Raw genomic sequence first — 14020 nt, forward strand, 5'->3', positions numbered from 1 at the left:
TCGAGTTTCTGAACTATGGAGAGTCTCACCGCCGACCGGTTGACTTACGGCCATGACGTTGAGGGGGAAAGGAAAGCCGATGTCGACGGTGGTGCTGGTGGCCGCGCTGGTCGCGGCCGGGTTGATCGCCGGCCTGTTCTACGCCTACGCCTGCTCGGTCATGCCGGGCCTGGCGCGCGGGGACGACAAGACGTTCGTCGAGGGGATGCGGGGGATCAACGTCGCCATCGTCAACCCGGTGTTCCTGCTGACGTTCCTGGGCGCGCCGGTGCTGGCGGGCGTGGCGGTGTTCCTCGACACCGGCGCGCGGCCGTGGGTGCTCGCCGGGTTCGGGTTCCTGGTGGCGATGCTGGTGGTCACCGGCGTGGTGAACATCCCGCTCAACAACGCCCTGGACGCCGGCGGTGACGACTACGCGGCGGTGCGGGCTCAGTTCGAGGCGGTGTGGGTGCGCTGGAACGTCGTGCGCGCGGTGGTGAGCACGGCCGGCTTCGGCTGCCTGGTCACGGCCGTGCTCATCCGGCGCGGCTGATCACTCCGCGATGCGGAAGAGCAGGTCGGTCACCCACTGGGCGGGGTCGGGTACTTCGAGGGGGTTGCTGCGCAGCACTTCCAGGCGGCAGCCCCACTCTTCGCCGTCCGGTCCTTCGCGGCGGTCCCACTCGATGCCCTGGGCGGCGCCCCATTCGAGGACCGACGCGGTCGCGGCGGCCAGGCCGTCGGGGGCGCCGACGTAGGTGTCGAGGACGTACCGGCCCGCCGGAAGCTCGTCGGCGAAGGCCGGTTCTTCCGGTTCGAAGGCGTCGTCGACGGGCACGCCGGCTTCGACGGTGAACCGCATCCCCGGGTGCAGTACCCGGTAGCGGAAGAACGGCGCTCCTGCCGGGACGACGGTGCCGATCAGGGCCGGGAGCCGGTCGGCGATGCGCGGGAACTCCGGGATGGCGACGGTGGCGCGCTCGGCGACGTACCGCTGGGCCGGCCGCTCGACGATCTCGGGCATCAGGCGAAGTCCTCCGGGCCGAGCATCGGGCGGACCTCGATGCTGCCGTAGGTGGCGGCGGGGTGCTTGGCCGCGATTTCGAGTGCTTCGTCGAGGTCGTCGCAGTCGAGCACGACGAAGCCGCCGATCTGTTCCTTGGCCTCGGTGAACGGCCCGTCGGTGAGCAGGACTTCGCCGTCGCGGACCCGGATGGTCGTGGCTTCCGACGGCGGGCGCAGGCCACCGCCGCCGTGGATCTTGCCGCGGCGTTCGAGGTCCTCGCCCCAGCCGCCGCAGCCGTCGTTCTGGTGCGCTTCGGCGCTCTCGTCACCGGCGATCATCAGCAGGTACCGCATGTCAGCATCCTTCCAGGACGGCGCGCAGGCGCGCGGCGAAGGCGGCCGGCTCGGCTTCGAAGCCGCCGTGGTCGCCGGGGAACGGTTCGGCGGTCAGCCCGAGGTCGGCGGCCAGGCCCAGACCCGCTTCGTGGGCGGGCAGGCCGGCGGACTTCTCCCCGACGCCGACGACCAGCCGCGCGGACGTCGCCCGCAGCGCGTCGAGGTCGGGCTCGTAGGCACCGATCGCGGCCATCAGGTGCCCGAAGAAGTAGGCGAAGTTGCCTTCCATCACCCTCATCTGGGCGAACTCTTCGGGCGTCGGGTCGGCGGGCGGGGCGATGTCGAACCCGGACATCTCCATGAAGGCGGCGATGGCGGCGCCGATGCCGTGCTCGCGGTAGATCGCCGGGATGTCGGGGCCGGCGAGGACGTCCGGGCCGAGGTAACGCGTCACCGGCGGTTCGTGCAGCACGACGGTGCGGACCCGGCCGGCGTGGCGCACGACGTGCTCGAGCAGCGTGATCGCGCCGCCGCTGCTGGCGAAGACGTCGGCGGGACCGACCTCGGTGAGCAGGCGGTCCACGTCGTCGGCGTGTTCGCGGATGGTGTCCGGGCCCGGCTCGCCGTGCAAGGGGCTGCGGGAGATGCCGCGGGGGTCGTAGGTGACGACGGTGTGGTCTTCGGCGAGGAGCGGGCGGATCGGGGCGAACATGGTGGAGTCGGCCGCGCCGCCGGGCACGAGCAGCAGGACGGGGCCGCTGCCGGTGACGTCGTAGGTGAGGGTGGCGCCGGGAACGTCGAGGGTGGTCATGGGGTCTCCTCCGGTCGGGGTTCGTCCACCCGACGAACGGGATCGGCCCGGACGGACACCGTCTCCGAGATTCTTCGCGTGAGGTAGGCGCGTTCGGCGTCGGTGGGCGCCAGCTCGCGCGCGGCGGCGTACCACCGGGCGGCTTCGTCGTGGCGGCCGAGGCGGCGGAGGAAGTCGGCGCGGGTGGCCGGGAGCAGGTGGTAGTTCGGCAGGTCCAGTTCGTCGAGCAGGGTGAGGCCGGCTTCGGGGCCGTCGGCCATGCCGATCGCGATGGCCCGGTTGAGGTCGACGACGGCGCTGGGGACGAACTTGCGCAGCTCGCGGTAGAGGCCGGCGATCTGCGGCCAGTCGGTGTCGGCGGCGCGGGTGGCGATCGCGTGGCAGGCGGCGATGGCGGCCTGGATCTGGTACGGCCCGGGACGGCGTCGGCGCAACGCGGTCTCCAGGACCTGCGTGCCTTCGGTGATGCGCTCGGTGTCCCAGCGGGTGCGGTCCTGCTCTTCGAGGGGGACGAGCTCGCCGTCGTCGCCGACGCGGGTGGCGCGTCGGGCGTGCTGGAGCAGCAGCAGCGCGAGCAGGCCGAGGGCTTCGGGTTCGTCGGGCATCAGCCCGGCCAGGACGCGGGCGAGCCGGACGGCTTCGGCGGCGAGGTCGGGGCGCTGCAGGTCGGGTCCGGCGCTGGCGGAGTAGCCCTCGTTGAACGTCAGGTACAGCACGCCGAGCACGGCGTTGGTGCGTTCGGGCAGCAGGTGCGCGGGCGGGACGCGGTAGGGGATGCGGGCGTGGCGGATCTTGCGCTTCACCCGCACGAGCCGTTGCGACATGGTCGCTTCCGGGACGAGGAAGGCGCGGGCGATCTCGGCGGTGGACAGCCCGGCGAGGGTGCGCAGCGCGAGCGCGACCTGGGCTTCGGTGGCCAGTGCGGGGTGGCAGCAGGTGAAGATGAGCCGCAGCCGGTCGTCGGTGACGCCGCTGTCGTCGGGTTCGGGTTCGCCGGGGACGTGCACGCGGGCGGCCTCCTCGAGCTTGGCGGCGCCGACGGCGTCGCGGCGGAGCCGGTCGGTGGCGCGGTTGCGGGCGGCGGTGGTCAGCCAGGCGCCGGGCTTGCGCGGGACGCCGTCGCGGGGCCAGGTGCGCAGGGCGAGGGCGAACGCCTCCTGGGCGCACTCCTCGGCCAGGTCCCAGTCGCCGGTGACCCGGATGAGCGTGGCCACGACCTGGCCCCACTCGTCGCGGAACGCGTCGGCGACCGCGGTTTCGACGTCCACGCCTTGCTCCTCCCGCCCGGTTCACCCACCCGACGAACGGGCCAGCCCGGGACCGACAGCCCGCCGCCGGGTTGCCGCGGTCGGGTGTCTTGAATGAGTCATTCAGGGCACCCGAAGACCTGAATGACTCATTCAAGACCTCTCGGCCGGGACTCGCCGCCGGGGCCGCCTACTCGGTCGCTGCCGCGTGGCAGGCGCCGAACCCTTCGGCGCGCGCGACGATCCGGCCGCCCTCGATCCGCACGGCCGCTTCGGTGGCGTCGCTGACCGCGGTGACTCCGGCGGCCGCGGCCAGCTCGCCGCCCGCGTCGCAGACCAGCCGCAGCCGGGGGCGGGCCGGCGGGGTGATCGCCTGGTCGAGGCAGCCGCGCAGGTCGGCGACGGCGAGGCGGGCCAGCGGGGCGAGTTCGCCCGGGTCGCTGGTGACGAGCACCGCGGTGACGTCGGCGCCGGCGCGGACGGCTTCTTCGAAGGCCGAGGCGCGGTGCAGGCCGAGGACGGTGACGACGCCGTCGCCGGGCCGGACGGTCTCGCCGGTCAGCAGGTCCGTTGCCGCGGGTGGCTGCCACGGCTCGTCGACCGGCCGGGTCTGGGCGGTGATCGGCGGGACCGCGGGCCAGTCGTCGCTCAGGCCCAGGTCGAGCAGCGCGGCGCAGGCGGTGACGAGGTGGAACGGCTCGCCGAAGCCGGGTGCGGCGGCCGCCAGCTGGCTCGCGCCGTGCAACGTCGTGAGGGCGGCTTCGGCGACCCGCACGAGGCGCCGTCCCGGGCGGGCGCGCTCGAGGGCGAGGCCGAGCAGGATCGCGTTCACGCGCATGAGCTGTGCGAACGGCCGCCGGGTGTGCTCGTCGGCGAGGACCTCGGGCAGCAGGTCGCGGGCGAGGCGGGCGTCTTCGCCGTCGCTGTCGGTGGCCAGGGGCAGGCGCGCGACCCAGGCGCGGGCGAACGCGGCCAGGACGGCGGCCGCGCCTGCGTCCTGGGGCGGGGTGGCGAGGCGCGGGGCGCGTTCGGCGAGGTCCGCCAGGACGGCGAAGTACAACGCTCGCTTGCCGGGGAAGTTGGAGTAGACCGCGCCGCGGGTGAGCTCGGCGCGGTCGGCGATGACGTCGATCTTGGCTTCGCGGAAGCCGCGCCGGGCGAACTCGTCCCGGGCGGCGGCGAGGACCTTGGCGCGGTTGCGTTCCTGGGTTTCCGCCCTGCTGAGCCTGGCCATCGTCCTCCTTGCCGCGGTGTCGCGAATCAAGATACCGTGACCACTGAGATGACATGAACATCTGATTAGAACATCTGGAGTGGTGGATGACCCCCGAAATCGATCTCACGGACCTCGAGGTCCTCACCGACCCGTTCACCGCCTACGACCGCGCGCGGGAAGTGAGCGCGGTGGCCAAGCTGGTCATCCCCGGGTTCGGCCCGTTCTGGGCGCTGACCCGCTACGCCGAGGCCCGCGCGATGCTGGCCGACCCGCGCTTCGAGGTCCGGTCCGAGAGCTTCATGCGGCCGCCGGGCATCCCGGAGCACTGCCTCGAATACCTGCGGACCATGGCTGAGCAGGACGGACCCGAGCACCTGCGGCTACGGCGGTTGGTCGCCCCGGCCTTCGCCCCGAAGCGGGCCGCGCAGCTGCGGCCGCGCCTGGCCGCCATCACCGGGCGGCTGCTCGACGCGCTGCCCGCGCACGCCGAGGACGGCGTCGTGGACCTGGTGGCGCACTTCGCGCGGCCGTTGCCGATGGACGTCATCTGCGAGCTGACCGGCATCCCGGAGGCCGATCGCCCGCGCTGGCGCGAGTACGGGGCCGCGGTCGCGGGCGGCGTCGGGCCGGACTTCGCCGCGGCGATCCCGGCGATCATCGAGGGTGCGAAGGAAGCCGTGGCGCGCAGCCGGGCCGAGCCGGGCGACGACCTCATCGGCGATCTCGTGCGTGCTCAGGACGACGACCGGCTCACCGACACCGAGCTGGTCACCCTGGTGTGGCACCTGGTGCTGGCCGGGCAGACGCCCGTCAACCTCGTCGCCAACGCCGTCGAGGCGCTGCTGCGGCATCCGGACCAGCTGAAACTGCTTCGTGCGGACCTGGGGTTGTGGCCGGGGGCGGTCGAGGAGCTGATGCGTTTCTGCAGCCCGCAGCTGCTGACCACCCCGCGGTTCGCGCGCGAAGACGTCGAGATCGACGGCGAGCTCATCCGCGCGGGCGAGCGGGTGACGGCGGCGATGGTGGCCGCCGACCGCGACCCGCGGGTGTTCGACGGCGCCGACCGCCTCGACGTCACCCGGACGGGGCCGGCGCAGCTGGGGTTCTCGCACGGCCCGCACTTCTGCCTCGGCGCGTCGATCGCCCGGGTGGAGACCGAGGTGGCGCTGTCGATGCTGTTCGACCGCTACCCGGACGTGGCGCTGGCCGGCGACGTCCCCCGGGCTCCGGACGGCGGGACCTGGCGGCCCGCGCGGCTACTGCTGACGCTCTGAGATGAGCGCTTCGATGCCGTCCAGGATGCGGGCGAGCCCGAAGCGGAAGGTGTAGCCCGGGTTCTCCGCGGCGTTGTGGGCCTCGCCCGCGGCGGTGCCGACCCGGGAGGAGATCGGGTGGTGCGCCGGGCCGGCGGCCGGGATGTCGGCCAGCACCGGCGCGGCGCGCTCCCACCACTGCGCGTCGGTCAGGCCGCTGACGCGGACCTGGCGGGCGTTGTCGACGGAGCTGCGCGCGGTGGTCCGGACGAGGCCGGTGATCAGGCTGACCACGGCGTCCATCTCGACGTCGTCGAGGCCGATGCCTTCGACCGCGCGCAGCTCGTTCTCGTACTTGGCGAAGCTGTGCGGGCCCAGCGGTGAGCGGCTGGTGGTGAGCTGCAGCAGCCAGGGGTGCCGGTGGAACAGCGCCCACTGCGCTTCGGCGACGGCGGTCAGTGCCGCGCGCCAGCCGAGGCCCGGTTCGGTGGCCGGGAGTTCGCCGTGGACGTGGTCGATCATCAGGTCGATCAGCTCGGCCCGGCCCGGCACGTAGGTGTAGAGGGACATGGGGGAGACGCCGAGCAGCTCGGCGACGCGGCGGATGGTGACCGCCTCGATGTCGTCGGCGTCGGCAAGCAGCACGGCCGCGCGGACGACGCCGGCGGTGCTCAGCTTCGGTTTCGGGCCGCGGCGCGGGGGTGGCGAGATGCCCCAGAGCAGCTCGATCGCTTTGCGCGGGTCGCTTTCGCCGTTGTCCTCGGTGCTCACGCCGGCCATTGTGCCCACCCGTTCTTCGTACTTCGTACAGAGTTGTGCTAACCTCGATCTTCGTACATCGTACAGAGTAAAAAGGGGGAGCATGACTCCGCAGATCCACGCCGAGGGGGTGCGCAAGCGCTACGGCGACGCGTACGCCCTCGACGGTTTCGACCTGTCCGTTCCGGCGGGCACCCTGTGCGGCCTGCTGGGGCCGAACGGGGCGGGCAAGACGACGGCGGTGCGCGTGCTGTCCACGCTGCTGCGCCACGACAGCGGCGTCGCACGCGTGGCCGGCTTCGACGTCGCCACTGAATCAGCGAAAGTGCGGTCCGCGATCGGGCTGGTCGGCCAGCAGGCCGCGGTCGACGAAATCCTGTCCGGGCGGCAGAACCTGGTGCTGTTCGGCCGGCTGCACCACCTGGGGCGGCGCGAGGCCGCGCGCCGCGCCGACGACCTGCTGGAACGGTTCGGCCTGGTGGAGACGGGGTCGAAGCCGGTGTCGGCCTACTCGGGCGGGATGCGGCGGCGGCTCGATCTGGCCGCGTCGCTGCTGGCGGCGCCGCGGGTGCTGTTCCTCGACGAGCCGACGACCGGGCTGGACCCGCGCAGCCGCCTCGAGGTGTGGCGGGCGGTGCGGTCGCTGGTCGCCGACGGCACGACCGTGCTGCTCACGACGCAGTACCTCGAGGAAGCCGATCAGTTGGCCGACCGCATCTCGCTGGTCGAACACGGGCGCGTCATCGCCGAAGGGACCCCGGCGGAGCTGAAGGGCTCGCTCGGCGCGACCCGGATCGACCTCGTGCTGACCGATCCGGACGTGGTCGGGCCGGCGACGGCGTTGCTGGCCCGCGTCACCGGGGCCGAGCCGGTCGCCGAGGAACTGCGGGTCAGTGCGCCGGCCGAGCCGTCCATGCTGGCCGACGTCGTGCGCGAGCTGGCGGCGACCGAGCTGGCGTTCGCCGACGTGGCGCTGCGGCACCCGACGCTCGACGAGGTGTTCCTGGAGCTGACGGGGGTGGCGCGATGAGGTGGGCCCTCGAAGACGGCTGGACGCTGACCCAGCGCTACCTGGCCCAGCTGGCGCGGCGCCCGGCCCGGCTGGCGACGGTGGTGGCGTTCCCGATCCTGATGGTGCTGATCTTCGCCTACCTGCTCGGCGGCGGGATGAGCGTGCCCGGCGGCGGCTCCTACCGCGAGTTCCTGATGCCGGGGATGTTCGCGATGACCATGGCGTTCGGGCTGTCGGGGACGATGATCGCGGTGCTGGACGACGCGGCCAAGGGGGTCACCGACCGGTTCCGGTCGCTGCCGATGGCGCCGTCGGCGGTGCTGACCGGCCGGGTGGCGGCGGACCTGGCGAACGCGGTGCTGGCGCTGGTGGTGCTGCTGGGCTGCGGGTTCGCGGTCGGCTGGCGGCCGCACGGGTCGCCGGCCGAGACGCTGGCCGCGCTCGCGCTGCTGCTCCTGCTGCGGATGGCGCTGGTGTGGGCGGGGATCTACCTGGGGCTGCTGACGTCGGACCCGGCGATGGTGACGCTCGCGCAGACCCTGGAGTTCCCGTTCGGGTTCCTCTCCAGCGCGTTCGTGGCGACCGCGACCATGCCGGCGTGGCTGGGAACCGTGGCGGAGTGGAACCCGTTGTCCTCGACGGTGACCGCCGCGCGGGTGCTGTTCGGCAACCCCGGCGCGGCCGGGACGTCCTGGGTGAGCACGCACCCGGTGCTGATGGCCGTGGTCTGGCCGCTGGTACTGCTCGCGGTCTTCGTACCGCTGTCCGTGCGCCGATACGGGAGGCTGGGGAACTGAACGTCGACTTCACACCGGGGGAACCACCGCGGGCGGGACGGCTCGTCGTGGACGGCCGCGAGCTGTCCATCGTGGCTGGACTGGGGGAACTGCTGCGGGAGCCCGAGGGGTTCTGGGCGGTCGCGGCGACCGCGGCTCTGCGGCTGGTCGCGGCGGGACGGCTGCTGCCGGGGGTGACCGCGGGCGGGTACGACGCCTGGCGCGCCGGGCCGCTGGAACCGGCCGAAGCCGCGTGGCTGCGTGACCTGGCGGCCGCGATGCCGCCGGACGGGCGGGCGCCGGAACCGCTGCTGCGGGCGTTCCTCGACGCCGTCGCCGACACGCTGCCCCGCACGCCCGCCGCGGCGAAGGCGGCCGGGACGCGGTTGTTCGCCGCGGTCGCGCCGCAGCGGGCCGAGCCGCTGCGCGACTGGGCGGACGAACTGGCCGCGGGCCTGGACTCGGGTATCCGGGTGTCGCTGCGGATCGAGGCGCCCGGCGGGTTCGACGCCGGGCGCTACCGCGCGGTGGTGCAGGTGCACAGCCTGGCCGAGCCGGGTCAGGTCGCCGACGCGGCGGAGCTGTGGGAAACCGGCCGGTTCGGGCCGCGGGCGCGCATCGACGTCGTGCTGGCGCTGCGGCGGGGTGCGCAGGTCTGGCCGGCGCTGAGCCCGCTGCTGACCTCGGCGGTGCCGGACGAGCTGGCGCTGGTCGAGGACGAGATGACCGAGCTGGTCGCGGCCGCGGCCCCGCGGCTGGCGGCGGCCGGGATCGACGTGCACTGGCCCGCCGAGCTCGCGGGGTCGCTGACCGCGCGAGCGGTGGTCCGCGCCGGCGACGCACCGGGTGATCTGCCGTCGTTCTTCGGCGGCGGCCGGGCGCTGGAGTTCGACTGGCAGCTCGCACTGGGCGGTGAGGTGCTGACCGAGGCGGAGCTGGACGCGCTCGCCGAGGCCCGCCGGGCGGTGGTGCGGCTGCGCGACCGGTGGGTGCTGGTCGACCCGGCACTGGCGGCGAAGGCGCGCGAGCGGGTGCTGAAGCCGCTGACGCCGGTCGACGCGCTCGGCGCGGTACTGACCGGCACCACCGAGGTCGACGGTGAAGTGGTCGAGGTCGTCACCGAGGGCTGGCTGGCGCGGTTGCGGGAGCGGCTGTCCGCGCCGCCGGAGCCCGAGGTGCCCCCGGCCGGGCTGGCCGCACAGCTGCGGGATTACCAGCTGCGCGGGCTGCAGTGGCTGGCCACCGTGACCGGGCTGGGGCTCGGTGGCTGCTTGGCCGATGACATGGGCCTGGGCAAGACGGTCACGTTGATCGCGCTGCACCTGCATCGCGCGTCGGGGCCGACGCTGGTGGTGTGCCCGGCGTCGCTGCTGGGAAACTGGGAACGCGAGATCCACCGGTTCGCGCCCGGCGTTCCGGTACGGCGCTTCCACGGCAGCGCTCGCTCGCTCGAGGACCTCGAGGGGTTCGTGCTGACGACGTACGGCACGCTGCGCACCGATCCGGCGCCGCTGGCCGCGGTGCGGTGGGGGTTGCTGGTCGCCGACGAGGCCCAGCACGTCAAGAACCACCGCTCGGGCACGGCGAAGGCGTTGCGGCTGGTGCCGGCGGCGGCGCGGGTGGCGCTGACCGGGACGCCGGTGGAGAACACGCTCTCGGAGCTGTGGGCGATCCTGGACTGGTCGGCGCCCGGCCTGCTGGGGTCGTTGCCGGAGTTCCGGGAACGCTGGGCGAAGCCGATCGAGGCCGGGGACCCGGCGGCGGCCGAACGGCTTTCGCGGCTGCTGCGGCCGTTCCTGCTGCGGCGCCGCAAGTCCGATCCCGGGATCGCGCCCGAGCTGCCGCCGAAGACCGAGACCGACCGGCCCGTGGCGCTGAGCCCCGATCAGGTGGCGCTGTACGAGGCGGTCGTGCGGGAGCTGATGGCCGACATCGCCGCCAGCGACGGGATGGCGCGGCGCGGGCGGATCGTGAAGCTGCTGACCGCGCTCAAGCAGATCTGCAACCACCCGGCGCATTACCTCAAAGAGCCGGGCGGCCGGTCGGGCAAGGTGGAGCTGCTCGACGAGCTGCTGGACACCATCCTCGCTGAGGGTGGCGCGGTGCTGGTGTTCACCCAGTACGTCGCCATGGCGCGGCTGCTGGAGAAGCACCTGGCCGGGCGCGGGATCGCGACGCAGCTGCTGCACGGCGGCACGCCGGTCGCCCGCCGCGAGGAGCTGGTGGCGCGGTTCCAGGAGGGTGCGGTGCCGGTGTTCCTGCTGTCGCTGAAGGCGGCCGGGACGGGGCTGAACCTGACCCGCGCCGATCACGTCGTGCACTTCGACCGCTGGTGGAACCCGGCGGTGGAGGACCAGGCGACCGACCGGGCGTACCGGATCGGGCAGACGAAACCGGTGCAGGTGCACCGGCTGGTGGCCGAGGGCACGGTCGAGGACCGGATCGCGGCGATGCTGCGGGAGAAGCGGGCGCTGGCGGACGCGGTGCTGGCCGGCGGCGAAGCGGCGTTGACGGAACTGACCGACACCGAGCTCGCGGAGCTCGTCGAACTGAGGAGCCGCGGATGACCGACGACCGGGTGCGCGGGTTCCCCGCGTTCGGGGCGGCCGGGCGGTTGGCCCGATCGTGGTGGGGGCGGGCGTGGGTGCGCGCGATGGAGGACACCGCGCTGGATCTGCGGCAGCTGAAGAAGGGCCGCCGGTACGCCGCGGCCGGGCTGGTCGGGCCGATCACGGTCAGCCCGGGCCGGATCGCGGCGGTGGTCGAGGACGCCGACGGCGGCCCGTTCCGCACGGAGCTGCGGCTGGCGGAGCTGTCGGACGGCGACTGGACGCGGTTCTTCGACCGGGTGGCTTCGCGGTCCGGGCACCTGGCGGCGCTGCTGGACCGGGACATGCCGCACGACCTGGTCGAGGCGGCCGACGACGCCGGCGTGCACCTGCTGCCGGGGATCGGCGACCTCGACCCGGAGTGCGACTGCCCGGGCTGGGAGCTGCCGTGCCGGCACGCGGCGGCGTTGTCGTTCCAGGCGTCGTGGCTGCTGGACGCCGACCCGTTCGTGCTGCTGCTGATGCGCGGGCGGGGCGAGCGGGAGATCCGGGACGAGCTGGAAAGCCGGCTCGCGCCGGTGGCCGGCGCCGTCGTCCCGGCGGACCGGACGCCGGGGCCGCTGCCGGACCTGGCGGCGTTCCGGCCGTCGGGCTCGCCGTCGATCCCGGCGGCGCCGGGAGTGCCCGCGGAGGCGTTCGAGCTGCTGGCGATCAACGCTTCGGCGCAGGCCCAGGCCGTGCTGGCGGGCGAGCCGTGGCCGGGACGCCGGCCCGACGCGGTCCGGCTGGCCGCGCGATTCCCCGCCGTGGCGGACCGGCTCGGCACGGGTCCCGAATTCGACCGCGCGGTGGCGGCGTGGACGTTCGGCGGCCGCGACGGGCTGGAGGTGCTCGACTCGGCGTGGAGCCCGCCGAAGCCGGTGCTGGCGGCGGCGCGGGCCGCGCTCGACGGCGAGGATCCGGTGTTCGAGCGCAACCACTGCACGATCGGCGACGTCCAGCTGCGCCTGGACCGCCGCGGCCGGTGGCACCCCTACCGCCGGGAGGGCGACACCTGGTGGCCGTCGGGACCGCCGGAGACGGATCCGGGACTGCTGTCGGGCTGAACCCCGCGGAATTCGCGGTATCCAGCGCGGGGGTGACTGCCTCCTGTCCCGCGACGGCGGCGTTCCGCCGGGCCACTGGGGGTGCGGGCGCGCGGGTTGCGGCACCTTCCCGCGCGCCCGCCCGGACCTTTCTTGTCGGTGCCCGTCGCTAGCGTGCGGGCATGGACCCTCTTGCCGCCGACCTGCGGCGCTATCTTCAGGAGAACCGCGACCACGTGCTCGCGTCCCTTTCGGGGCTGAGCGAGTACGACGTGCGCCGTCCGATGACACCGACGGCCACCAATCTGCTGGGGCTGATCAAGCAACCTGGCCGGTGGCGAGTTCGGCTATCTCGGTGACTGCGTGGGCCGGCCGGCGCCGGTCACGTTGCCGTGGGTGGCCGATGGGTCGATCTGGGACAGCGCGGACATGTGGGCGACCGCGGACCAGAGCCGGGCGGAGCTGGTCGAGCTGTATCGGGCTGCGTGGCGCCACTCCGACGAGTCGATCGCGGTGCTGCCGCTGGACGCGCCGGCCGAGGTGGCGTGGTGGCCGGAGGAGCGTCGCCGTACGACGTTCGGCTCGCTGCTGGTGCGGGTGGTGGCCGAGACCGCGCACCACGCGGGGCACGCCGACATCGTGCGCGAGCTGATCGACGGCCGGGCGGGCGGCGACCACGACGACATCGGTGACGCCGCCTGGTGGGCCGCCTACACGGCCCGGGTCCAGGCGGCCGCCGACCACCACCGTCAGCCCACCAGGGAGGCCGTGTAGTCCTTGACCCGCATCGAGTCGTGCATGCGCACGCCGCCGGTGTTCAGCTTCGCGACCGCGCGGCTGACCCCGGCCGGCAGGGCCGAGACGAGCCGGCCGCCGGTGGCCAGTGCCCAGACGCCCGCGCGGGACGCCGGGATCAGGCTCCGGGCCGCTCCGACGGCGAAGGCGCGGCTTTGGCGGACCAGTTCGGCCATTTCCCGCTCGTAGGCGGCGAAGGCGCGTTCGTGGTCCCCGCCCGCCGCGGCCAGTTCGCCGGCGAGGACGTAGGCGCCGAGCACGGCCAGGCTCGTGCTGCCGCCGACGGCCGGACCGGGGCAATAACCCGCGTCGCCGACGAGGGTGACGCGGCCGCGCGACCAGGATTCCAGCCGCAGCTGGGTGATCGAGTCGAAGTAGAACGGGCCCGGGCCGTCCAGTCCGGCGAGCCAGCCGTCGACCTGCGGGTGCATCCCCGCGTACGCCGCGCGCAGCAGTTCCTTCTGGCGCGGGACGTCCCGGTGGTGGTAGCCGAGTTCCTCGTCGCGGCGGAACAGGAACACGGCGCGGGCCTCGTCGAGGTGGCGGGCGCTGTAGATGCCCGCGGTGCGGCCCGGTCCGAGGTGCAGGACCGTCTCGCCGTCGCCGAGGTCGGCGGTGCCCGGCAGGGACAGCACGGCCAGGTAGGCGCCGATGAACTTCGTCAGCCCGGCTTCCTCGCCGAAGACCAGGCGCCGGACGTTCGAGTGCAGGCCGTCGGCGCCGACGATCACGTCGAAGCGCCGCGGCGGGGCGTGTTCGAAGGTGACGTCGCCGTCGGGGGAGATGGCGGTGATCGAGTCGCCGAAGAGGTACTCGGCGTCGTCCCGGCCGGCGTCGTAGTAGATCTCGCTGAGGTCGTCGCGCATGATCTCGACGTGCCGGTCGGAGGTGGCCTGGTAGATCTTCGACAGGTCCACCCGCGCCGGACGGCGGACGCCTTCGCGGCGCAGCGTCATCCGGGTGGTGCCGGTCTTGAGCGCTTCCACCCGCGGCAGCACGCCCATCCGCTCGGTGATGTCCATGGCGGGCCGGAACAGGTCGACCGCGTGGCCGCCGGTCTTGCGCAGCGCCGGGGCGCGTTCGACGACGGTGACGTCGAAGCCGTGGCGGGTGAGCCAGTACGCCAGTACTGGGCCGGCGATGCTGGCGCCGGAGACGAGGATCCGCATGAGTACCTCCCTGACTTAACGGTAGGTA

The 14020-nt window shown here is 73.7% G+C and carries 15 protein-coding genes; 8 read left to right on the forward strand and 7 right to left on the reverse strand.

Going from position 1 to position 14020, the window contains the following annotated elements:
- Positions 1–79: 79 nt before the first annotated feature.
- Positions 80–532, forward strand: coding sequence for an anthrone oxygenase family protein (locus H4696_RS09510; RefSeq protein ID WP_086862465.1), 453 nt, complete (start codon positions 80–82; stop codon positions 530–532).
- Here H4696_RS09510 and H4696_RS09515 read toward each other — a convergent pair whose 3' ends face one another.
- The 5 genes from H4696_RS09515 to H4696_RS09535 all read right to left on the reverse strand — a co-directional run bounded on the left by H4696_RS09515 (position 533) and on the right by H4696_RS09535 (position 4612).
- Positions 533–1003: a GyrI-like domain-containing protein gene (locus tag H4696_RS09515; protein ID WP_086862464.1), complete on the reverse strand. Its 471-nt coding sequence runs from the start codon at positions 1001–1003 to the stop codon at positions 533–535.
- Positions 1003–1338, reverse strand: a complete 336-nt coding sequence (locus H4696_RS09520) for a YciI family protein (RefSeq protein WP_086862463.1) — start codon at positions 1336–1338, stop codon at positions 1003–1005. The genes H4696_RS09515 and H4696_RS09520 overlap by 1 nt, the downstream gene beginning before the upstream one ends.
- Before the next feature lies 1 nt (position 1339).
- On the reverse strand, positions 1340–2131 hold the full coding sequence (locus H4696_RS09525) for an alpha/beta fold hydrolase (RefSeq protein WP_086862462.1): 792 nt from the start codon (positions 2129–2131) through the stop codon (positions 1340–1342).
- Positions 2128–3399 (reverse strand): RNA polymerase sigma factor, encoded by a 1272-nt coding sequence (locus H4696_RS09530; RefSeq protein ID WP_086862461.1) that lies wholly within the window; start codon positions 3397–3399, stop codon positions 2128–2130. Before H4696_RS09530 ends, H4696_RS09525 begins: the two co-directional genes overlap by 4 nt.
- Positions 3400–3568: 169 nt before the next feature.
- Positions 3569–4612, reverse strand: coding sequence for a TetR/AcrR family transcriptional regulator (locus tag H4696_RS09535; RefSeq protein WP_086862460.1), 1044 nt, complete (start codon positions 4610–4612; stop codon positions 3569–3571).
- A gap of 86 nt (positions 4613–4698) precedes the next feature.
- Here H4696_RS09535 and H4696_RS09540 point away from each other — a divergent pair, with 86 nt between their 5' ends.
- The gene (locus H4696_RS09540) at positions 4699–5868 is read left to right on the forward strand and encodes a cytochrome P450 family protein (protein WP_086862459.1); all 1170 of its coding nucleotides are present in this window, start codon (positions 4699–4701) and stop codon (positions 5866–5868) included.
- On the opposite strand, the gene H4696_RS09545 is transcribed toward H4696_RS09540, so the two are convergent.
- Positions 5851–6627, reverse strand: a complete 777-nt coding sequence (locus tag H4696_RS09545) for a TetR/AcrR family transcriptional regulator (protein ID WP_086862458.1) — start codon at positions 6625–6627, stop codon at positions 5851–5853. The genes H4696_RS09540 and H4696_RS09545 overlap by 18 nt on opposite strands.
- Before the next feature lie 82 nt (positions 6628–6709).
- On the opposite strand from H4696_RS09545, the gene H4696_RS09550 reads away from it, so the two are divergent.
- The 6 genes from H4696_RS09550 to H4696_RS51190 all read left to right on the forward strand — a co-directional run bounded on the left by H4696_RS09550 (position 6710) and on the right by H4696_RS51190 (position 12802).
- Complete coding sequence (locus H4696_RS09550) at positions 6710–7636, forward strand: ATP-binding cassette domain-containing protein (RefSeq protein WP_086862457.1); 927 nt, start codon at positions 6710–6712, stop codon at positions 7634–7636.
- The gene (locus tag H4696_RS09555) at positions 7633–8415 is read left to right on the forward strand and encodes an ABC transporter permease (RefSeq protein WP_086862456.1); all 783 of its coding nucleotides are present in this window, start codon (positions 7633–7635) and stop codon (positions 8413–8415) included. Before H4696_RS09550 ends, H4696_RS09555 begins: the two co-directional genes overlap by 4 nt.
- Before the next feature lie 71 nt (positions 8416–8486).
- Positions 8487–10961 carry a DEAD/DEAH box helicase gene (locus H4696_RS09560; RefSeq protein WP_192783012.1) on the forward strand — a complete coding sequence of 825 codons (2475 nt, stop codon included), beginning with the start codon at positions 8487–8489 and terminating at the stop codon, positions 10959–10961.
- Positions 10958–12049: an SWIM zinc finger family protein gene (locus tag H4696_RS09565; RefSeq protein ID WP_086862455.1), complete on the forward strand. Its 1092-nt coding sequence runs from the start codon at positions 10958–10960 to the stop codon at positions 12047–12049. The genes H4696_RS09560 and H4696_RS09565 overlap by 4 nt, the downstream gene beginning before the upstream one ends.
- Before the next feature lie 161 nt (positions 12050–12210).
- A complete protein-coding gene (locus H4696_RS51185) occupies positions 12211–12387 on the forward strand; it encodes a mycothiol transferase (protein WP_338064937.1) in 177 nt (58 codons plus the stop codon).
- A gap of 37 nt (positions 12388–12424) precedes the next feature.
- Positions 12425–12802 (forward strand): mycothiol transferase, encoded by a 378-nt coding sequence (locus H4696_RS51190; RefSeq protein ID WP_338064936.1) that lies wholly within the window; start codon positions 12425–12427, stop codon positions 12800–12802.
- On the opposite strand, the gene H4696_RS09575 is transcribed toward H4696_RS51190, so the two are convergent.
- Positions 12778–13992 (reverse strand): FAD-dependent monooxygenase, encoded by a 1215-nt coding sequence (locus tag H4696_RS09575; RefSeq protein ID WP_086862454.1) that lies wholly within the window; start codon positions 13990–13992, stop codon positions 12778–12780. The two genes, H4696_RS51190 and H4696_RS09575, sit on opposite strands and share 25 nt — an antisense overlap.
- Between the last annotated feature and the right edge of the window lie 28 nt (positions 13993–14020).

It is taken from the genome of Amycolatopsis lexingtonensis (assembly GCF_014873755.1).
Lineage (GTDB): Bacteria > Actinomycetota > Actinomycetes > Mycobacteriales > Pseudonocardiaceae > Amycolatopsis > Amycolatopsis lexingtonensis.